Origin of the sequence: Leisingera sp. MMG026 (assembly GCF_021654205.1) — a bacterium.
Classification (GTDB): Bacteria; Pseudomonadota; Alphaproteobacteria; order Rhodobacterales; family Rhodobacteraceae; genus Leisingera.
Genome location: NZ_JAKFZM010000019.1, coordinates 65,924 through 83,695 on the forward strand (window position 1 = coordinate 65,924; position 17,772 = coordinate 83,695).

Sequence of the window (17,772 nt, forward strand, 5' to 3'; positions counted from 1 at the left end):
GCCCCGATTTGCGCCAGCCTGGACCTAGGCCTCGGCGAAATCCGCCCGCCGCGCCTCTTCATAGTGGTCGAAATCAGTGCTGAACCAGCCGGTACCGCGGGTGGCACTGGCCAGCGTGTTGCACAGATTATCCTGCGCCGACATTGGCAGCAGGGTTTCGAACACGTCCCAGCCGGCCACGCCGTCCTCAGCCTCGAACCCCAGAATCTGCCCCTTCATGCCGCTCACCACCGGCACCAGCCCGCCGGTGAAGACGGACGGCACATGGATATGCACCCGCATGATCGGCTGCAGCAGCACCGCGCCGGCCTCAGACAGCGCCTCCCGGACCGCGTTCTTGCCCGCGGTGCGGAAGGCATAGTCGGAACTGTCAACCGAGTGATGCTTGCCGTCCTTCAGCGTCACGCAGACATCCACTACCGGATGGCCGTTCAGCCCCTGCGCCAGCGCTTCGCGCGCGCCGGCCTCGACCGAGGGGATGTAGTTCTTGGGCACCGCGCCGCCCTTCACTGTTTCCTCGAACACAAAGCCGCTGCCGCGCGGCAACGGCTTCACCTCGATCACCACATCGGCAAACTGCCCCGCGCCGCCGGACTGCTTCCGGTGACGGTATTGGATCTGCACGCTCTTGCTGATGGTCTCGCGCAGCGCCGGAGGCACCTGCCCCTCCTCCACCTCGACGCCGAACTCGTCTTTCAAAGCCTGCTTGATGCGTCGCATGTGCAGCGGCCCCTGCAGGTTCAGCAGCAGATGGCCGCTGGCCTCATCCTGCCCCACCACCAGCGCCGGGTCGATCTCCGCCAGCCGTTCCAGCGCGCCCGACAGCCGCGCATCGTCGCGCTCATTCAACGGAGTGATCACCCGCCGGAATGTCGAAGGCCGCGGCTGCGCCCAATCCGGCAACGGCGCCGCCCCTTCCGGCCCATAGGCAAAACCCAGGTTCAAATGATCCGATTTAACCGCCTGCCCAATGTCTCCTGCCTGAAACGCGTTGTTCACGGCCCCGCCGATCCCTGTCAGCGACCCCAGTGCCGCGCCGCCGACAGGGGCGCCATTGCCCATGCCTATGTCCAGCGCGCGTACCATCACCGTCTTGCCAAGATGTTTGACCAGATCCGCCATGCAGCCGACGGCCACCACCGCGCCGTCCTGCGACAGCCGCTCCAGTGCGACGCCCACATCAGGCGCCTCGTGCCGCAAGGACTTCATCAGCCGCAGGATGCCATTCTTATGCTCAGCCGACCCCATCAGTGCCGGAACCAGGTCGTTATGCTGCAGCACCTTGGTCGCCACATCATAGACCTCTTCCGGCATCACCTTCTGATCTTCGATCAGCTCCTCCAGCAGCGTGTCGTCAAAATCCGCCAGCGCTTCCAGCAGCTCGGTGCGGGCCTCCTGCTCGCGCGCATACATCGCCACCGGCAGCTCAATCAGCGCCGAAGGCTTGCCCTCCTGGTACTGCCAGGCGCGTTCGGAAATCAGATCCACAGCACCCACAACCTGGCCATCCTCGCGGATCGGCACCTGCCGCAGGATGATGTTGTGGCTGCAATAGGCCTGAAGCGCGGCAACGATCTCTGCCACCCGGTCCGCTGCCTGGTCCATGCGGTTGACAAAAAGAAAGGCGGGGATGCCCGCCTCCTCCAGCTTGCGCAGATACGGCGCGCTGAGCACCGCAGCCCCGGCATCAGCCGGCACGCAGAGGACGGCCGCGTCGCTCGCCGCCAGTGCAGGCCCAGCCTGCGCCAGATTGTCGGCGCCGCCCGCAATGTCGATTGCGGCCCAGTCCTCGCCCATGAATGAAAAAGGCTGCAAAGCGGCAACGCCTGCAACCTCCTGCCGCTTGCCGGCAGCGCTGTCCAGATTGGCCAGCGCCGTGGCCAGCGTTGATTTGCCGGACTGCGACGGTCCCAGAATAGTGAAAACGCGCATGTTCTTAGATCCTCCCTTGGCTGATGCGAATGCCCGCCTAGGACCGCAGCCGCCAAGGGCGTGCAGCTTACCTGTGCCAAAGATCTGCCTCGGTGCTCTTCTGAGCGCCCCGTGCCGGTGAGTGGACAGCAGGGGGCCGTTTTTGATGTTGGCCAAGCGCCCCGCCCCGAGTCAAGCGCGCAGAGGGCGTAGCGGCGGCGCCCCGTACACGAATTTGACGCAAAGTCCGCCATTTTCCCCTGAAGGACCGCTTTCCCCAGGGTAAGCTTACACCATGAAAATCACCCGCAACACGCCTGAACAGCTGATCCTGGCCGATAACCCTTGGTTCATCGGCATCGCCCTTACCCTGTTTATCCTAGTCTTTGTTGGCGCAGGTCTTGGCGCGGCCAGCACCGGCGGCGCGAACCTCTGGTTCGGCATCTTCTTTGCCCTCGCGGGCGGCGGTATGGGCTTTGCCGCCTTCTGCCTCTTTGTGCGCCGGGTGCAGGTGATCCTCGACCGCTCCGGCGGCAGTATCGTGATCCGGCGCCAGTCGGTGTTCGGCTACAGCGAGGCCGAACACCGGCTCGCCGACCTGTCCCACGCCGAGGTGGAAAGCACCACCAGCCGCAGCGAGGGCCGCACCCGCACGCTTTACCGCCCGGTGCTGGTACTGGACGGCGGCATGAGTGCCGGCCGCCACCCGGTGGTTGAGGCCTATACCAATGGCCGCGGCCCGCTGCAGCTGGCCGATGCGATCAATGCATGGCTGCCTGCAGCCCCCCTTGCAACAGTTGACTCTGACGGTCAATCGGCGTAACGCCTGCTCCAACGTCCGGAAGCACTGAGTCTTCCGGTCCCTGCCCGTGCCAGGGATCGCCCCCCACCAGCGTGTTACGCCCGTGGGGGCAAACCCGTTTGGTTTGCCCCACGACTGACACGAGGAGCTTGGGGGCATTTGCGCATGGATCGCATGTCCCCTACATACGGGGGCGCTACAACTGGAAACCGGCACAGGAGGCCGCAAGGCATGTTTGAAAATCTATCCGAACGCCTTTCCGGCGTCTTTGACCGGCTGACCAAACAGGGCGCCCTCAATGAAGAGGACGTCAAATCCGCCCTGCGCGAGGTCCGCGTCGCCCTGCTGGAGGCTGATGTCTCGCTGCCGGTGGCCCGCGACTTCGTTAAAAAGGTGCAGGAGCAGGCCACCGGCCAGTCCGTCACCAAATCGGTGACCCCCGGCCAGCAAGTGGTCAAAATCGTCCATGACGCGCTGGTCGACGTGCTGCGCGGTGACGAAGACCCCGGCAAGCTTAAGGTCGACAACCCGCCCGCCCCGGTCCTGATGGTCGGCCTGCAAGGCTCGGGTAAGACCACCACCACCGGCAAGCTGGCAAAAAGGCTGAAGGACAAAGAGGGCAAGAAAGTCCTGATGGCCTCGCTCGACGTCTACCGCCCGGCGGCGATGGACCAGCTGGCCGTGCTCGGCACCCAGATCGGCGTCGACACTTTGCCGATCGTACCCGGCCAGAAACCCGTCGATATCGCCAAACGCGCCAAGCAGCAGGCGACGCTGGGCGGCTATGACGTCTACATGCTGGACACCGCCGGCCGCCTGCACATCGACGAAGTGCTGATGCAGGAGGTCGAGGACGTCCGCAACGTGGTCTCCCCGCGCGAGACTCTGCTGGTGGTCGATGGCCTGACCGGCCAGGTCGCCGTCGAGGTGGCCGAGGAATTTGATGCCAAGATCGGCATCTCCGGCGTAGTGCTTACCCGGATGGACGGCGACGGCCGCGGCGGTGCGGCGCTGTCGATGCGCGCCGTCACCGGCAAGCCGATCCGCTTTGTCGGCCTGGGCGAGAAGATGGACGCCCTGGAAACCTTTGAGGCAGACCGGATCGCCGGCCGCATCCTCGGCATGGGCGACATCGTGGCGCTGGTCGAAAAGGCCCAGGAAACCATCGAGGCCGAACAGGCCGAAAAGATGATGAAGCGCATGATGAAGGGTCAGTTCAACATGAACGACCTGAAGATGCAGCTTGAACAGATGCTCCAGATGGGCGGCATGGAGGGCATGATGCAGATGATGCCCGGCATGGGCAAAATGGCCAAGCAGGTGCAGGACGCCGGCATGGACGACAAGGTGCTGAAACGTCAGATCGCCATGATCCAGTCGATGACCAAGAAAGAGCGCGCCAACCCCGCGCTGCTGCAGGCAAGCCGCAAGAAACGCATCGCGGCCGGCTCCGGCATGGAGGTCTCCGACCTCAACAAGCTTCTGAAAATGCACCGGCAGATGGCCGACGTGATGAAGAAGATGGGCAAGATGGGCAAAGGCAAGATGCTGAAACAGGCCATGAAGGGCATGTTCGGCAAGGGCGGCATGCCGGATATGGGCGGCATGGATCCCAGCCAGATGGACCCCAAAGCGCTGGAAGCCGCGGCCAAGGCAATGGGCGGCAAAGGCGGCCTGCCCGGCGGCCTCCCCGGTCTTGGCGGCGGCATGGGCCTGCCTGCGGGCCTCAGCGGTTTCGGCAAGAAGAAGTAACCTATGCAGCTCCCCGCCATCCCTCAGCTTGAAACCGAACGCCTGGTCCTGCGCGGACCGGAGGCGGCGGATTTCGGGCCGGTGGCAGCGTTCTTCGCCGATGAAGCACGCTCCTGGGGGTTTGGCGGGCCGCTCGACCGCAACGAAGCCTGGCGCTGGTTCACCATGTCGGTGGGCCACTGGGCAATGCGCGGTTTCGGCTTCTGGACCATAACCTGCAAGGAAACCGGCGAGGCGCTTGGCATCACCGGCATCTGGCAGCCCGAAGGCTGGCCGGAACCGGAACTGGGCTGGGTGGCGTTCCCGGCCGGCGAAGGCCGCGGCGTCATGGCCGAGGCCGCGCTGGCCGCCCGCACCCACGCCTATGAGGTGATGGGCCTGCCCGCACTCAGTTCCAACATCTTCCCGGGCAATACCCGTTCGGTGGCGCTGGCCGAACGGCTTGGCGCGGTGTTCGAGGCGGAATTCGACAACCCGAAACACGGGCGTGAGCTGGTCTACCGCCATCCTGCCCCCGAGGCGCCGAGCGATGGCGGGATGGAGGCCTACGCATGAGCTTCTGTCAAATTTGCACAAACCAGGCCGCCCCGGCAGCCCGGGATGCAGCCCGTTTAACTGAAAATTACGCAGTCTCCCCGATACTCCCTCATTGGATGGGTGAAATTTATGCCGGGCGGTCCGCCGCCCGGACAAAGGGGTACAAGATGACTGACGTGCAAACGCCGTATCCGCGGCTAAAGTCCAAACGGCTTATGCTGATGTCTCCGGCGGACCCGGAGTTCGACGCCAATGCCGCCTTCCTCGACGCGGGCGCGGCGCGCTTCATCGATGCGGCGGAAGATCCGGATTCGCTTTGGTGGTCGATTGCCACCATCATCGGCCACTGGCATCTGCACGGCTACGGCCTGTTTGCCGTGGTTGAACGCAGCACCGGACGGACCGTGGGCCTGGTTGGCCCCTGGTTCCCCAAAGGCTGGCCGGAACCGGAACTGTCCTGGCACCTGATGGAAACGGGCCGCGGCAAGGGCTACGCCAGCGAAGCCGCGCAATGTGTTCTCGACTGGCTGTTTGCCGAGGCCGGGTGGGACTGCATCGTCTCCTACGTGCCCGAGGAAAACGGCGCCTCCATCGCACTGGCCCAACGCGTCGGCGCCCGCCCGGAAAAGCCGGTCAGCTTCCGCCTGCAGCCCGCGCCCAATATCCGCGTCTGGCGCCATGTCCCGCCCGCCCGCATGTCCGGCGCGCAGGCCGAACGGGGCCTGCTGCACTAATGCGCCGTTACGGGATCATAGTCCGGCCCGGCCGCGACCTTCCGCTGGAGGGAGCGCGCTGATGCCCTTTGACATCCCGGTGATCGAAACCCGCCGTCTGGTACTGCGTGGCCCCGAACCGCAGGACTACCCCGATTTCAAAGCCACCTTCAGCTCCTACCGTTCGCGCTTTATGGGCGGTCCGCTGAATACCTATGAGGCCTGGATGCTCTATGCGGCTGAGATCGGCCATTGGCAGGTGCGCGGATTCGGCATGTGGATGATCCACGACAAGGCCACGGACGAGACTTACGGCATGGCCGGCGGCTGGCAGCCCGCAGGCTGGCCCGAGCGCGAGATCGCCTGGATCATCTGGCCCGGTGCCGCCGGCAAGGGCTATGCGCTGGAGGCGGTACAGGCCGCTCGCGGACATTTTTATTCAAATCTGGGCTGGGAGACCGCGGTCAGCTATATCGATCCCAAGAATCTCGATTCGATCCGGCTGGCGGAGCGGCTCGGCGCTGCCAAGGACCACAGCGCCGCAACCATCGACGGCAATGATGCGGTCTACCGCCACCCTGCGCCGGACACCCTGAAGGACAGCCAGATTGCGCATGGCATCGAAATGGAAATCGGCCACTACGCCGACCCGTTGTTCAAGCCGGAGGGTTGGGCACTTGACTGAGTTGCACCAGAACACCCATTTGCTGCGCTGTGGCGGTCCACTTGCTGTGAATAGCGGATATATGCCCGCTGCTGTCCCGGCACGCCCTGGCATTGCTGCCCTGCGGAGGACCTGATGACGACCGAAACCCAAGACCCCGCCGTCCGCGCAGCCCAGCTGCTGAAGGGCCACCGTGAAAGCATCGACCGCCTGGATGCGATCCTCGTTTATACTCTGGGCGAGCGGTTCAAGCACACCCAGGCAGTGGGGCGGCTCAAGGCTGAACACGACCTTCCGCCGTCTGATCCAACCCGCGAAGCGGCGCAGATCGCGCGGCTTGAAGACTTGGCAAAACAGGCCGATCTGGACCCTGAATTCGCTAAGGCATTTTTGAACTTCATCATCGGTGAAGTCATTCGGCACCACAAGAAGCACCAAGAATAATAACAGACAACAGGAACAACCGGGGCAAACCCCGGACAACGCCATCAAAGGAGATGTACCCATGGCAATGAAAATCCGTTTGGCCCGCGGCGGCTCTAAAAAGCGTCCTTTTTACCGCATCGTGGCTGCTGACAGCCGCATGCCGCGCGACGGCCGCTTCATCGAGAAGCTGGGCACCTACAACCCGCTGCTGCCGAAAGACAGCGAAGAGCGCGTGAAAATGGACATGGAACGCGTGCAGCACTGGCTGGACCACGGCGCGCAGCCCACCGACCGTATCGCCCGCATGCTGGAAGCGGCCGGTGTCCGTGCCAAGACCGAGCGCAGCAACCCCAAGAAAGGCGCCCCGGGCAAGAAAGCCCAGGAGCGCGCAGAAGAGAAAGCTGCAAAGGCTGCTGAAGCCTCCGCAGCAACTGCAGACGCGGAATAATTCCGTGGAGCTGCGGGGCGCTTTTCCCGAAGAGTTCCGCAGCCAGCTTGATCTGCTGATGCGGCTCCGGCGCGACGTGCGCCGGTTCCGCAGCGATCCGGTGGAAGAGGCAGTGCTGATGCGCTGCCTCTCTGCCATTCCGCTTGCCCCGTCTGTGGGCCTCAGCGAACCCTGGCGCATCCTGCGGGTGGACAGCAGCCCCGCCCGTGCCGCTGCGCTGAAGAATTTTGAGACTGCTAATGCGCAAGCCCTGGAAGGGTATTCCGGCGAACGCGCCGAGCGTTATGCCGGGCTGAAACTGTCCGGAATGCGCGACGCCCCGGTGCAATTGGCGGTCTACTGCGACGATGAAACTGCGCAGGGCCACGGCCTGGGCGCCGCAACCATGCCGGAGATGCGCCGCTATTCGGTGGTCACCGCTATCACATTGTTCTGGCTTGCTCTTCGGGCCGAAGGACTGGGTCTGGGCTGGGTGTCGGTGCTGGACCCCGAACAGTTGAACCGCGATCTGAACGCCCCCGAAGGCTGGCAGCTGATCGGCTATTTCTGCATTGGCTATCCGGAACGGTTCTCGGACACGCCGGAGCTGGAAGAAACCGGCTGGGAAAGCCGGATGGCCAGCCTGCCGCTTGAAACCCGCTGAGGCCCATGATGGGACGGTTGATCCGGCTTGTGTTTTTTGTTGCAGTGGCCTTTACCGCAGGCATCTTTTTTGAACGCAACCACCAAAGCGAACTCTGCGAACACTCTGGCGGCCAATGGCTGCGCGCAGGGTTCTGTGCAAAGGAATAATACCATGAGCGACCTGATCTGCGTGGGAGCGGTGGCCGGCGCTTTCGGCGTGCGCGGCGAGGTGCGGCTCAAGAGCTTCTGCGCCATTCCCGAAGAAATCAGCGACTATTCACCGCTTACCAGCGAGGACGGCAGCCGGAGTTTTACGGTGACCCTGACCCGAACGGTCAAAAACGGCTTTGCCGCCCGGCTGAGCGGCGTTGAAACCAAAGAGCAGGCCGATGCAGTCAGAGGCCTGCGCCTGTTTGCCCGCCGCGACCAGCTGCCAAAGCTGCCGGATGACGAATTCTATCACACCGACCTGATCGGGCTGGAAGTGTATGACACCGGCGGCACCCTGCTGGGCACAGTGAAATCGGTGCAGAACCACGGCGCCGCCGACCTGCTGGAAATCCACGGCCCCGGCCTGAAAGCCACGGTGCTGCTGCCCTTCACTCTGGAAGCGGTGCCAACCGTGGACCAAACCCGGGGCCGCATCATCGCCGATCCGCCCGAAGGGCTGTTCTGAGCGGGCAGGCCCCGCTCAGCCCGGCTCTTGGTCCAGAAGTAAATCAAGAACCTTAACCACCTGCTCAAGCTGCCTCTGACCTTTCTTTCCGGCGGCGCGGCCGGATGCCGAGAACCTTATCCAGGATTCCCAAAGCCGCAGCGCAAAGCAGAACTGGAAAAGCGGTTCACGGGAAACATGCCGCCCGTAGCCTTCTTCGAACGCCGCCCAATCTGCTTGTGAAATCCCGCCAAATCCAGCGTCTCCGTCCAGGCCGGACAAATGGTCCAGGCCATTTGCAAGCCATAGGTTGGAGATATCGCGCTCGGCGATAGAAAACCTCTGGCTGGAAAAATCGATAAAGGAAATCTGATCAGCAGAGGCCAGAATATTCCGGAAATGCAGGTCGCCGTGGGCGAGGCCGGGCTGGTATCTGACACCTCTGGCGCGCCGCCCAGCACGGTGCATATACGCACACAGCCCCAGGAAACGCTTCGGTTTTACAACGGTCACCTCTCCTGCACGAACGGTACCGGCAGTCCGTGACACGGTTTCAAGATGCCGCATCGGCCAGAATACCTGCTCATCCGTCGCCGAGCAGCGGTGCAGCAACCGCGGCGCCGATCCGCTGCAACAGCCGGTCGCGGTCCCCAAGCCCATAGCCAGCCAGATACAATGCCTGAAATGCTGTATCCCCAGGAGCCAATTCCATCAGCGTGTACTTATACTGGGGATCGCACCAAAGAAGCTGCGGCACCGATACGCCCGCCGTGAATTTCAGCGCCTCTGCTGCGGTCCGGTGGCGTTTCAGGTTCGCCTGATGCCGGTCAAGGTTTCCTTCGGCAAAGTCAGCCCGCATCACAAGTTCCCTGCCGTCCTGCAAGGATACTCTCAAGACGCAGCATTGATCCTCTTTTTTGGGGTTGACCTGCATCCGTCTGAACAAAGCGCCTGCAGCCGGGAGCCCCAGATCCGAAGCAATCCCGGGCCACAGCGCTTCGGCGCGGCGCTGCGCGGCCTCGAACCCGCCCTGCTGCTCAATGGATGCTGGCAGAGAAGTGCGTTTCGAATTCATGCAGGGTCCAAAGCTTTCTATTGCGCGAAAATCTGACTGAACTAAACAGCATTATTATGACAGCACCAAGCAAATCCCACGGCCGCAAGGCCATCCGTCAGACCCTGAAACCGCGTGAACTGATGACACCCACGCCGGACCTTGCAGGCGTTTGGAAAGCCAAGGTCATCACCCTGTTTCCCGCAGCCTTCCCCGGAGTGCTGGGCGAAAGCCTGACGGGTAAGGCGCTGCAGGACGGGTTGTGGCAGCTTGAGACAGTGGATCTGCGCGAGTTCGGCGCCGGAAAGCATCGCAATGTCGATGACACTCCCGCAGGCGGCGGCGCCGGAATGGTGCTGCGTGCAGATGTGCTGGGCAACGCAATTGAGCACACGATGACCGGAACCAAGGGCAACTGGCCGCTGATTTACCTGTCGCCGCGGGGGCGCCGGATGGACCAGCAGATGATGCAGAACTTCGCCCAATGCGATGGCATGACCCTGTTGTGCGGCCGGTTTGAAGGCGTCGATGAGCGGGTACTGGACCATTACGGTATTCAGGAAGTCTCCTTGGGCGATTTCGTGATGACCGGCGGCGAACTGGCCGCGCAGGCACTGATTGATGCCACCGTCCGGCTGATCCCCGGCGTGCTGGGAAATCACGCCTCGACCGAGGAGGAGAGTTTTTCCTCCGGCCTGCTGGAGCATCCGCAATATACCCGCCCTGCCGAATGGAACGGCCGCGCAATCCCGGATGTGCTGATGTCAGGCCACCATGGCAAGATCGCGGAATGGCGGCACAGGATGAGCGAAGACATTACCAAGGCCCGCCGTCCTGATCTATGGGAAGCTCACAGCAGCAAGAAAGACAACAAACGCTGATCAAGTGATTGGCCCGCACCGCCGATTCCGCGTTTGCAGCAGCCCCAAAACATTGCCGGATGACCCAAGCCGTGCTTTAGTCCCCTCATATTCATCAGGAATTAGGAGTGAGCAGGGTGTCTGGGAAATTCGAACTTTATACCGATAATGCGGGCGAATTCCGCTTCCGCCTGAAAGCAGGCAACGGCGAGAACATTCTGGCCAGCGAAGGCTACAAGCAGAAAGCCAGTGCTGAGAATGGCATTGAGTCAGTTAAAAAGAACGCTGGTGATGATGGGCGGTATGAGCGTAAGGAAACAGCCGCCGGCAAGCACATGTTCAACCTGAAAGCCACCAATGGCCAGGTGATCGGCACCTCGCAAAGCTACGCCAGCGCCTCTGGCCGCAACAATGGCATTGAGTCCGTCAAGAAAAACGCCCCTGATGCAGCAGTGGACGACAAAACCGGCTAAGATTGCCGGTATGACAGACACAAGGCCCACCGGCCTTGTGCAGCCACGCCCGTCCGGGAACCCGGTTACTCTTGGCTCTCCTCACTTTGCGTCTGCCGCCTCCCGGCCAGCGCATCTGCGATCCGGAGCGGCCTGGGGTTGTTGCCATCGGGCCGCGCAGGCCAGCCTTCACGATGCCGGCTGCGGTCGCCATCGGTTTCCTCGGTCTGGTCGTGAAACAGCATCACTTGGGTCGGGTACGGCATGTCAATTCCGCTGTCATCCAGCGCCTTGTAGACAGCCTCGATTACCTGGGCAAAGGTCTGCACCACGCTTGCCCGGTCGGATTTGGTCCACCAGCGCAAGCGGATATTGTTGCCATTGTCAGCAATCGCCCAAGGCAGCGCTTCCGGCGCCGGGTCCTCCAGCACCCCGTCGCATCCGCGCGCAGCCTCCAGCATGATCCGCTTGGCGTCGTCCCAGCTGTCGTTGCAACCGATCTGCACGTCATACTGCGAACGGCGCTGCTCAAACGCTGTGTTGACGGTGACGGCATCGGTGTAAATGTCAGAATTCGGAATGACAACGCGGCGCCCGTCGTATGTTTTAATCAGCGTTGCCCGGGTTTCGATCCGCTCCACCGTGCCTTCATGCCCGCCAGAGATAATCTGGTCCCCAACCGAAAACGGCTGGCGCAGCAAAATCAGGATCCCCGCCAGCAGGTTCTGCAGAATGTCCTTAAAGGCAAAGCCGATGGCAACGGAGCCGATACCCAGGCCGGCAAACAGATCCGCAGGAGTGATGGAGGGCGCAATGACCGTGATCGCCAGCATCAGACCGACAATGATCAGCGCCCATTTTATCAGGGCTGCGCCGACCTCGCCCAGATTGTCCCGCCCGCGTCTTTTTCCGGCCCTACTCACGACACCGGCAACCAGCCTGGCCAGCAGCCAGAACACGGCAAGCAGAACCAGCGCGATGCCAAGGTTGGGCAGGATTCTGAAAAAGCCGTCCACCCAGCTGTCTATCTTCTCAAAAACATTGCCGACATCCGCATCCACCTGCTCCATCTGTCTTCCTCTCTTGGCTCCGATCAGGTAAAACGCCTGTCATCCTCGAAGGTTCCCTGCTCCGCCCCCGCTGCGGCCGGACCTGCATTTCTTTCCCTTGATCCGGCCCGCATTTCTGCCTATACGTCCGCAAGTCTGGATTCGCTTTTGCGGCTCCGGACTGCTGGCTGTTGGATCAATCCACCTGAAGATCTTCTTCGGTTTTCACCCGGGATCTGACCGCCAGAAGCAAGAAACAGACTGCGTGATCTCTGGCGGGCTGCCTAAGGCGGGACCCGGTGAAGACCAAGAGCTCTCATGACGGCGCAAACCTCTGCGGAAAGAACCGCAGGCCAATTTAGGAGAGTTGCGATGAACTTGATCGCACAGCTGGAGGCGGAACAGATCGCCGCCCTGGGGAAAGATATCCCTGATTTCAAAGCCGGCGACACCATCCGTGTCGGCTTTAAGGTGACCGAAGGCTCGCGTTCGCGCGTGCAGATGTACGAAGGTGTTTGCATCAGCCGTAAAAACGGTTCGGGCATTGCCGGTTCGTTCACCGTCCGCAAGATTTCGTTCGGCGAAGGCGTGGAGCGTGTGTTCCCGCTGCATTCGACCAACATCGACAGCATCACCGTTGTGCGCCGCGGCCGCGTGCGCCGCGCCAAGCTGTACTACCTGCGCGAGCGCCGCGGCAAGTCGGCCCGTATCGCAGAAGATGCACACTACAAGCCCAAGAAAGCCTGAGGAGCGGTATCATGAAAAAAGACACTCATCCCGAATACCACTTCATCGACGTCAAAATGACCGACGGCACCATCCTCAAAATGCGCTCCACCTGGGGCAATGAAGGGGATCAGCTGGCGCTGGACATCGACCCGACCGTGCACCCGGCCTGGACCGGCGGCACCTCGCGCCTGATGGATGCCGGCGGCCGCGTGTCGAAGTTCAAGAAGAAATACGAAGGCCTGGGCTTCTAAGCCACCTGCCGTATTTTGCCAAACTCCCGAAGGCTGCCCCGGACGGGCAGCCTTCTTTCTTTTCTCCTGACGCTGAGGCGGTATGCGCCTTGCGGGAAAGACAGCCCTCCTCGTGAAACAAGCCCTGGCCAACGCACTGCAAGAGCGCGGATATGAAACCCTGACCCAAGTTCAGGAGGCTGTGACCCAGCCAGAGCTGAACGAGCGCGACCTGCTGGTTTCGGCGCAGACCGGATCGGGCAAGACAGTCGGGTTCGGACTGGCGCTGGCACCGACACTGCTGGGTGAGGCTGAGGCATTTGAGGCTGCTGCCGCGCCGCTGGCCCTGGTGATTGCGCCGACACGGGAATTGGCGCTGCAGGTGAAACACGAGCTGAGCTGGCTGTACAAGGGCGCCGGTGCGGTGATCGCCTCCTGCGTTGGCGGCATGGATATGCGCGACGAGCGCCGGGAGCTGGCCCGCGGTGCGCATATCGTCGCGGCAACGCCAGGGCGGCTGCGTGACCACATCATGCGCGGCTCTATTGATCTCAGCAATCTGCGCGGAGTGGTGCTGGACGAAGCCGACGAAATGCTGGACCTGGGCTTCCGCGAAGATCTAGAGTTCATTCTGGGCGAAGCGCCCGAAGACCGCCGCACCCTGCTGTTCTCGGCCACCGTGCCGTCGGGCATTGCCAGCCTGGCCACGACATTCCAGAAAGACGCGCAGCGGATCCAGACCGCAGGCGAAACCAAACAGCATTCCGACATTGAATACCGGCTGATGAGCGTGGCGCAGCAAGATGCGGAAAACGCCATCATCAATGTGCTGCGCTACTATGAGGCGCCCAGCTCTATCGTTTTCGCCAACACCCGAGCGGCGGTGAACCGTCTGGCGGCACGGCTGACCAACCGCGGTCTGTCGGTGGTGACGCTGTCGGGCGAATTGTCCCAAGCCGAGCGCAGCCAGGCGCTGCAGGCAATGCGCGACGGCCGCGCCCGGGTCTGCGTGGCCACTGACGTGGCCGCACGCGGTATCGACCTGCCAGGGCTGGAGCTGGTGGTACATGCCGAGCTGCCGTCGAACCACGAAACTCTGCTGCACCGTTCGGGCCGGACCGGCCGCGCGGGCCGCAAAGGCGTCAGCGCGCTGATCGCGCCGCCCAAGGCCCGCAGCAAGGCGCTGCGGCTGCTGAAGTGGGCCAAGCTGACGGCAGAACACTGCGAAGCGCCCTCGGCCGACGACATTATGGCGCGTGACGAGGAGCGGATGCTGGCCGATCCTGTCTGGCAGGAGCCTGTTGCGGAGCAGGAACAGGCAGGCGTCAAGACCCTGCTGGAGCATTTCTCTGCCGAGCAGATTGCCACCACCTACCTGCGCCTTTTCCGCAGCCGCCATTCTGCGCCGGAGGATCTGCGCCCGGCCGGCGCGGAGGAACCGCGCAAGGAACGCAAAGAACGCAAGGATTTCGGTCCGTCGGTGTGGTTCTCGCTGTCAGGCGGGCGCGCCGCTGGTGCGGACCCGCGCAAGGTGCTGCCGATGCTGTGCAAAGCCGGCAGTATTGATCGCGACGTTATCGGGGCGATCCGGATACAAGAAAACGAAACCTTTGCCGAAATCAGCCAGGATGCGGTTGATGGCTTCCTGAAAGCACTGGGCGGCAAGACCGAGCTGGAGCCAGGCGCGGTGCTGACACAGCTGTCCGAAGCCCCTGATCTGGGACCAGCCCAGCGCCGTGGCCCCGGTGGCCCCAAGGGCGGATTCAAGGGCGACCGTGATCGCGGCGAAAAACCGCACCGCGGCAAGCAGGATGGCCCCAAACCCTATCGCGCCAAATCCGATGACGGCCGCGACAGCCGGCCGCCGCGTAAGGAATGGAGCGGCAAGCAGGACCGGGAAGAACGCCGCGAACCGCGCCCCGATGACCGTCCCCGCAAGCCCGCTCCGGCAGTCACGGCCAAGCCCAAAGGCGCTTCGGATCCGTCCAAACGGATGGCAAAACCCGGCGCACCGGCAGCCAAACCTTTCAAAGCCAAAGGCCCCAAACCGCCGGCCGGCAAGCCGAACAGCAAGAAAAACAAGGCCCGCGCTCCATTTGCCAAACCTGGGAAAGGCGGCGACACCCGTCCCAACCGCAAGCCGGCGGGACCTTCAAAACACAGGTGATACACTAAGTTTACCAGCCCGCGCAGACCGCTTTTCTTGACCGAATCCAGAGCCTATACAGGGGCGCAAAGATAAAAGCGTGCCAAAGGCACGAGCGAAGGGACCTGTACATGGCGCATATTATTGTCGTCGGCAACGAGAAGGGCGGCGCGGGAAAATCCACTGTGTCCATGCATGTTGCTACCACCTTGGCCCGGCTTGGGCACAAGGTGGCGGCGCTTGACCTGGACTTGCGGCAGCGCTCGATGGGGCGGTATCTGGAGAACCGCAAGGATTTCTGCGCGAAGGCAGGGCTGGACCTGCCGATGGTGGGAATGCACGAACTGCCGGAGATTGATCCCGATAGCTTGCAGCCGGGCGAAAACATCTATGACCACCGGCTGTCAGCGGCGGTCTCGGCGCTGGAGCCTGGCCATGACTTCATCCTGATCGACTGCCCTGGCTCGCACACGCGCCTCAGTCAGGTGGCGCATTCGCTGGCTGACACGCTGATCACGCCCTTGAATGACAGTTTTGTCGATTTCGACCTGCTTGCGCATGTGGACCAAAAGGGTGAGGCGATTACCGGGCCGTCCGTCTACTCGGAAATGGTCTGGAACGCCCGTCAGCTGCGGGCGCAGGCGGGGCTCAAGCCGATCGACTGGATCGTGATCCGCAACCGCGTCGGCACACAGCGCATGGTCAACAAGGAAAAGATGGAGCGCGCCATCAATATGCTGTCCAAGCGGATCGGCTTCCGGGTCGCACCGGGCTTTTCCGAGCGGGTGATTTTCCGCGAGTTGTTCCCGCGCGGGCTGACGCTGCTTGACCTCAAGGATATCGGTGTCAAGCAGCTGAACATTTCCAACATCGCTGCCCGGCAGGAGCTGCGCGACATGATGAAGGAAGTAAACCTGCCGGGGGTCGAGATCAGTATCTGATCCTGCCCCGCGGCGGTTTAGCCATCGCAGCCGCAATTGCCGCGGTAAATGGTGTAAAGCTCAATCGGCTCGGCCACTCCGCGCAGCATGTAACGGCCCAGCGACACCAGATCGTGGTTGGTGCCTTTGGCCGCCTTCTGCACGTCTTCGGACATGATGATGCTTTGGCCGACCGAACGGTGCATCCCCGCGATCCGGGCGGTCTGGTTCACCGCCTGGCCGATGACGGTGAAATCAAGCCGGTTCTCTGCACCGATATTGCCGTAAAGGATGGTTCCCGCGTGCAGCGCCAGGGTAAAGCCCGCGGTGGGCAGCCCCCGCTCTTCGCGCTCGGAGTTGAAGGCACGCACTTTGCCGCACAGTTCATTGGCCGCCGCAAGGGCCGCATGGGCGTCCTCCTCGATACTGCCGAGGTTGAACATGGTCAGCATGCCGTCGCCCATGAACTTGAGGATATTGCCGCCATGCGCCTGGATGGTTTCCACCGCCAGGCCGAAATAGCCGTTCAGCATCTCGATCAGCTCGGTTCCGGGCAGCCGTTCCGCCAGCTGGGTAAAGCCCTTAAGGTCAAACAGGCAGAGCACAGCATCGATCTGCTGCGAGGAACCGCGTTGAATTTCGCCTGACAAAACCCGGCGGCCCGCATCGCGGCCCAGATAGACCTGCAAAAGATCACTGGCCATCTGCCGGTTGGAAGAGGATTTCAGCGCCAGCCCCAGATGCGGCAGCGTGGTACGGATCAGATCCAGCTCGCGGTTGCTGAACCCGCCGGGCCGGTCTGATGACCAGGAAACCAGCATGCCTTCCTGCGGATGGCGCGGATCGTTCGGACCCGCTTCGGGCGGTGCAAACCGCACGCCTTTGGCGAAGTAATCGGTCGCCCCGCGCTCCCGCAATTCAGGCAGCAGCGGAAATTCTGCTGGGGCTCTGTCTTCGATCCTTTCCCGGAACTCTTCCAGATTGTGCTCCAGAATATGGAAGAACGGGCTGCGCAGCCATTCCTCGCGCGGGGACTCGCGGTATTCGTAGTGCTCGTGGCTGATGCCGTCGGTGCGGGTCCAATTGAAGCCGAGACCACCGAACTTCGGGTGGAAGGCGCGCTGTGCCAGGTGGAACCGCCACAGCGGCACTCCGGCATCGACCAGACGCTGGCAATATCCCTGCAAAAGATCCTGCTGCTGCGCGCCTTGAAGCCCCTGCTCCATCAGCCAGGCAATCAACGGTCCGGAATTGACATCAATCTGTATCATGTTTTCACCTTCAATACCGCCGCCTTACTTGGGTATTCCAGGCGCCGATGTCTATGGGTCTATCTCTGCTAAATTGCGCAGCATGTACCGCAAAATTGCAACTTCGCCGGTGGTGAACCGGGCGCAGATGCCGGTGTCGAACTGCAACGCATGTTCGCGCAGATCTTTATAGGCGGCCTCCCCAGCGGCAGTCAGGGTCAAATGTTCGGCCCGCCGGTCATTTTCATCGCGGGTGCGGGTCACAAACCGCTTTTCCGATAGTTTGGCCACGGCGCGGCTGATTTTGGTCTTGTGGATCTTTGCCCGCGTACCGATTTCCTTGGCGGTCATCTCACCGTAGTTGCCCAGGTGGAACAGCACCCTCCACTCTGTGCGCAGCATTCCATAGCGGTTTTTGTAGTGTTTTTGGAAACCCAGCGAGCTTTCCTCAGCCGCCCGGTTCAACAGATACGGCAGGAAATCCTGCAAGGCAAAATCATCTTTTTCGTTCATTTTGCTCCCCTCTCCCTTGTTAGTTACAAAAACAACT

General features: G+C 62.2%; 21 protein-coding genes. 15 read left to right on the top strand and 6 right to left on the bottom strand.

Annotated elements, in window-relative coordinates:
- Positions 1 to 24: 24 nt before the first annotated feature.
- Positions 25 to 1,932, bottom strand: coding sequence for an elongation factor G (locus L1069_RS12355; RefSeq protein ID WP_237455869.1), 1,908 nt, complete (start codon positions 1,930 to 1,932; stop codon positions 25 to 27).
- Between the two features lie 274 nt (positions 1,933 to 2,206).
- Between L1069_RS12355 and L1069_RS12360 the strand changes: the two genes are divergently transcribed.
- The 9 genes from L1069_RS12360 to rimM all read left to right on the top strand — a co-directional run bounded on the left by L1069_RS12360 (position 2,207) and on the right by rimM (position 8,553).
- Positions 2,207 to 2,734: a hypothetical protein gene (locus L1069_RS12360; RefSeq protein ID WP_237455870.1), complete on the top strand. Its 528-nt coding sequence runs from the start codon at positions 2,207 to 2,209 to the stop codon at positions 2,732 to 2,734.
- Between the two features lie 210 nt (positions 2,735 to 2,944).
- Positions 2,945 to 4,465: a signal recognition particle protein gene (gene ffh / locus L1069_RS12365; RefSeq protein ID WP_129369287.1), complete on the top strand. Its 1,521-nt coding sequence runs from the start codon at positions 2,945 to 2,947 to the stop codon at positions 4,463 to 4,465.
- 3 nt (positions 4,466 to 4,468) lie between these two features.
- A complete protein-coding gene (locus L1069_RS12370) occupies positions 4,469 to 5,020 on the top strand; it encodes a GNAT family N-acetyltransferase (protein ID WP_237455871.1) in 552 nt (183 codons plus the stop codon).
- Positions 5,021 to 5,169: 149 nt separating this feature from the next.
- A complete protein-coding gene (locus L1069_RS12375) occupies positions 5,170 to 5,736 on the top strand; it encodes a GNAT family N-acetyltransferase (protein WP_237455872.1) in 567 nt (188 codons plus the stop codon).
- Between the two features lie 61 nt (positions 5,737 to 5,797).
- Positions 5,798 to 6,400, top strand: coding sequence for a GNAT family N-acetyltransferase (locus L1069_RS12380; RefSeq protein WP_129369285.1), 603 nt, complete (start codon positions 5,798 to 5,800; stop codon positions 6,398 to 6,400).
- A gap of 114 nt (positions 6,401 to 6,514) precedes the next feature.
- Positions 6,515 to 6,823: a chorismate mutase gene (locus tag L1069_RS12385; RefSeq protein WP_129369284.1), complete on the top strand. Its 309-nt coding sequence runs from the start codon at positions 6,515 to 6,517 to the stop codon at positions 6,821 to 6,823.
- A 61-nt stretch (positions 6,824 to 6,884) separates the two neighbouring features.
- Positions 6,885 to 7,253: a 30S ribosomal protein S16 gene (rpsP, locus tag L1069_RS12390; protein WP_129369283.1), complete on the top strand. Its 369-nt coding sequence runs from the start codon at positions 6,885 to 6,887 to the stop codon at positions 7,251 to 7,253.
- A gap of 4 nt (positions 7,254 to 7,257) precedes the next feature.
- Complete coding sequence (gene bluB, locus L1069_RS12395; protein ID WP_129369282.1) at positions 7,258 to 7,896, top strand: 5,6-dimethylbenzimidazole synthase; 639 nt, start codon at positions 7,258 to 7,260, stop codon at positions 7,894 to 7,896.
- Between the two features lie 153 nt (positions 7,897 to 8,049).
- On the top strand, positions 8,050 to 8,553 hold the full coding sequence (rimM, locus tag L1069_RS12400; RefSeq protein WP_129369281.1) for a ribosome maturation factor RimM: 504 nt from the start codon (positions 8,050 to 8,052) through the stop codon (positions 8,551 to 8,553).
- A gap of 15 nt (positions 8,554 to 8,568) precedes the next feature.
- Here the strand turns inward: rimM and L1069_RS12405 are convergent, their stop codons facing one another.
- Both L1069_RS12405 and L1069_RS12410 read right to left on the bottom strand, forming a co-directional pair.
- A complete protein-coding gene (locus tag L1069_RS12405; protein WP_237455873.1) occupies positions 8,569 to 9,099 on the bottom strand; it encodes a hypothetical protein in 531 nt (176 codons plus the stop codon).
- Positions 9,100 to 9,115: 16 nt separating this feature from the next.
- Positions 9,116 to 9,607: a hypothetical protein gene (locus L1069_RS12410; protein ID WP_237455874.1), complete on the bottom strand. Its 492-nt coding sequence runs from the start codon at positions 9,605 to 9,607 to the stop codon at positions 9,116 to 9,118.
- A 56-nt stretch (positions 9,608 to 9,663) separates the two neighbouring features.
- On the opposite strand from L1069_RS12410, the gene trmD reads away from it, so the two are divergent.
- Both trmD and L1069_RS24275 read left to right on the top strand, forming a co-directional pair.
- Complete coding sequence (gene trmD, locus L1069_RS12415; RefSeq protein ID WP_237455875.1) at positions 9,664 to 10,467, top strand: tRNA (guanosine(37)-N1)-methyltransferase TrmD; 804 nt, start codon at positions 9,664 to 9,666, stop codon at positions 10,465 to 10,467.
- Between the two features lie 116 nt (positions 10,468 to 10,583).
- Entirely contained in the window at positions 10,584 to 10,919 is a 336-nt protein-coding gene (locus L1069_RS24275; protein WP_134831355.1) for a YegP family protein, read from the top strand.
- A 65-nt stretch (positions 10,920 to 10,984) separates the two neighbouring features.
- Here the strand turns inward: L1069_RS24275 and L1069_RS12425 are convergent, their stop codons facing one another.
- The gene (locus L1069_RS12425) at positions 10,985 to 11,968 is read right to left on the bottom strand and encodes a mechanosensitive ion channel family protein (RefSeq protein ID WP_134830856.1); all 984 of its coding nucleotides are present in this window, start codon (positions 11,966 to 11,968) and stop codon (positions 10,985 to 10,987) included.
- Positions 11,969 to 12,319: 351 nt separating this feature from the next.
- Here L1069_RS12425 and rplS point away from each other — a divergent pair, with 351 nt between their 5' ends.
- The 4 genes from rplS (at position 12,320) to L1069_RS12445 (ending at position 15,993) form a co-directional block, all read left to right on the top strand.
- On the top strand, positions 12,320 to 12,694 hold the full coding sequence (gene rplS, locus L1069_RS12430; protein ID WP_129369277.1) for a 50S ribosomal protein L19: 375 nt from the start codon (positions 12,320 to 12,322) through the stop codon (positions 12,692 to 12,694).
- Positions 12,695 to 12,705: 11 nt separating this feature from the next.
- On the top strand, positions 12,706 to 12,927 hold the full coding sequence (rpmE, locus tag L1069_RS12435; RefSeq protein ID WP_129369276.1) for a 50S ribosomal protein L31: 222 nt from the start codon (positions 12,706 to 12,708) through the stop codon (positions 12,925 to 12,927).
- A gap of 112 nt (positions 12,928 to 13,039) precedes the next feature.
- Positions 13,040 to 15,073: a DEAD/DEAH box helicase gene (locus L1069_RS12440; protein ID WP_237455876.1), complete on the top strand. Its 2,034-nt coding sequence runs from the start codon at positions 13,040 to 13,042 to the stop codon at positions 15,071 to 15,073.
- Positions 15,074 to 15,183: 110 nt separating this feature from the next.
- The gene (locus L1069_RS12445; protein WP_129369274.1) at positions 15,184 to 15,993 is read left to right on the top strand and encodes a division plane positioning ATPase MipZ; all 810 of its coding nucleotides are present in this window, start codon (positions 15,184 to 15,186) and stop codon (positions 15,991 to 15,993) included.
- Positions 15,994 to 16,010: 17 nt separating this feature from the next.
- Here the strand turns inward: L1069_RS12445 and L1069_RS12450 are convergent, their stop codons facing one another.
- Together L1069_RS12450 and L1069_RS12455 are read right to left on the bottom strand one after the other, a co-directional pair.
- On the bottom strand, positions 16,011 to 17,243 hold the full coding sequence (locus L1069_RS12450) for an adenylate/guanylate cyclase domain-containing protein (RefSeq protein WP_237455877.1): 1,233 nt from the start codon (positions 17,241 to 17,243) through the stop codon (positions 16,011 to 16,013).
- A 51-nt stretch (positions 17,244 to 17,294) separates the two neighbouring features.
- Positions 17,295 to 17,735, bottom strand: a complete 441-nt coding sequence (locus tag L1069_RS12455) for a MarR family transcriptional regulator (protein ID WP_129369272.1) — start codon at positions 17,733 to 17,735, stop codon at positions 17,295 to 17,297.
- Positions 17,736 to 17,772 lie beyond the last annotated feature (37 nt).

Excerpts from the sequence above, each read along its gene's own strand:
- L1069_RS12405 (WP_237455873.1), bottom strand. The coding sequence starts at position 9,099 with ATGCGGCATCTTGAAACCGTGTCACGGACTGCCGGTACCGTTCGTGCA.
- L1069_RS12445 (WP_129369274.1), top strand. The coding sequence starts at position 15,184 with ATGGCGCATATTATTGTCGTCGGCAACGAGAAGGGCGGCGCGGGAAAA.
- L1069_RS12410 (WP_237455874.1), bottom strand. The coding sequence starts at position 9,607 with ATGAATTCGAAACGCACTTCTCTGCCAGCATCCATTGAGCAGCAGGGC.
- rplS (WP_129369277.1), top strand. The coding sequence starts at position 12,320 with ATGAACTTGATCGCACAGCTGGAGGCGGAACAGATCGCCGCCCTGGGG.
- L1069_RS12370 (WP_237455871.1), top strand. The coding sequence starts at position 4,469 with ATGCAGCTCCCCGCCATCCCTCAGCTTGAAACCGAACGCCTGGTCCTG.
- L1069_RS12355 (WP_237455869.1), bottom strand. The coding sequence starts at position 1,932 with ATGCGCGTTTTCACTATTCTGGGACCGTCGCAGTCCGGCAAATCAACG.
- L1069_RS12455 (WP_129369272.1), bottom strand. The coding sequence starts at position 17,735 with ATGAACGAAAAAGATGATTTTGCCTTGCAGGATTTCCTGCCGTATCTG.
- L1069_RS12425 (WP_134830856.1), bottom strand. The coding sequence starts at position 11,968 with ATGGAGCAGGTGGATGCGGATGTCGGCAATGTTTTTGAGAAGATAGAC.
- rpsP (WP_129369283.1), top strand. The coding sequence starts at position 6,885 with ATGGCAATGAAAATCCGTTTGGCCCGCGGCGGCTCTAAAAAGCGTCCT.
- L1069_RS12375 (WP_237455872.1), top strand. The coding sequence starts at position 5,170 with ATGACTGACGTGCAAACGCCGTATCCGCGGCTAAAGTCCAAACGGCTT.
- rpmE (WP_129369276.1), top strand. The coding sequence starts at position 12,706 with ATGAAAAAAGACACTCATCCCGAATACCACTTCATCGACGTCAAAATG.
- L1069_RS12385 (WP_129369284.1), top strand. The coding sequence starts at position 6,515 with ATGACGACCGAAACCCAAGACCCCGCCGTCCGCGCAGCCCAGCTGCTG.
- L1069_RS12380 (WP_129369285.1), top strand. The coding sequence starts at position 5,798 with ATGCCCTTTGACATCCCGGTGATCGAAACCCGCCGTCTGGTACTGCGT.
- L1069_RS12450 (WP_237455877.1), bottom strand. The coding sequence starts at position 17,243 with ATGATACAGATTGATGTCAATTCCGGACCGTTGATTGCCTGGCTGATG.
- trmD (WP_237455875.1), top strand. The coding sequence starts at position 9,664 with ATGACAGCACCAAGCAAATCCCACGGCCGCAAGGCCATCCGTCAGACC.
- L1069_RS12360 (WP_237455870.1), top strand. The coding sequence starts at position 2,207 with ATGAAAATCACCCGCAACACGCCTGAACAGCTGATCCTGGCCGATAAC.
- rimM (WP_129369281.1), top strand. The coding sequence starts at position 8,050 with ATGAGCGACCTGATCTGCGTGGGAGCGGTGGCCGGCGCTTTCGGCGTG.
- ffh (WP_129369287.1), top strand. The coding sequence starts at position 2,945 with ATGTTTGAAAATCTATCCGAACGCCTTTCCGGCGTCTTTGACCGGCTG.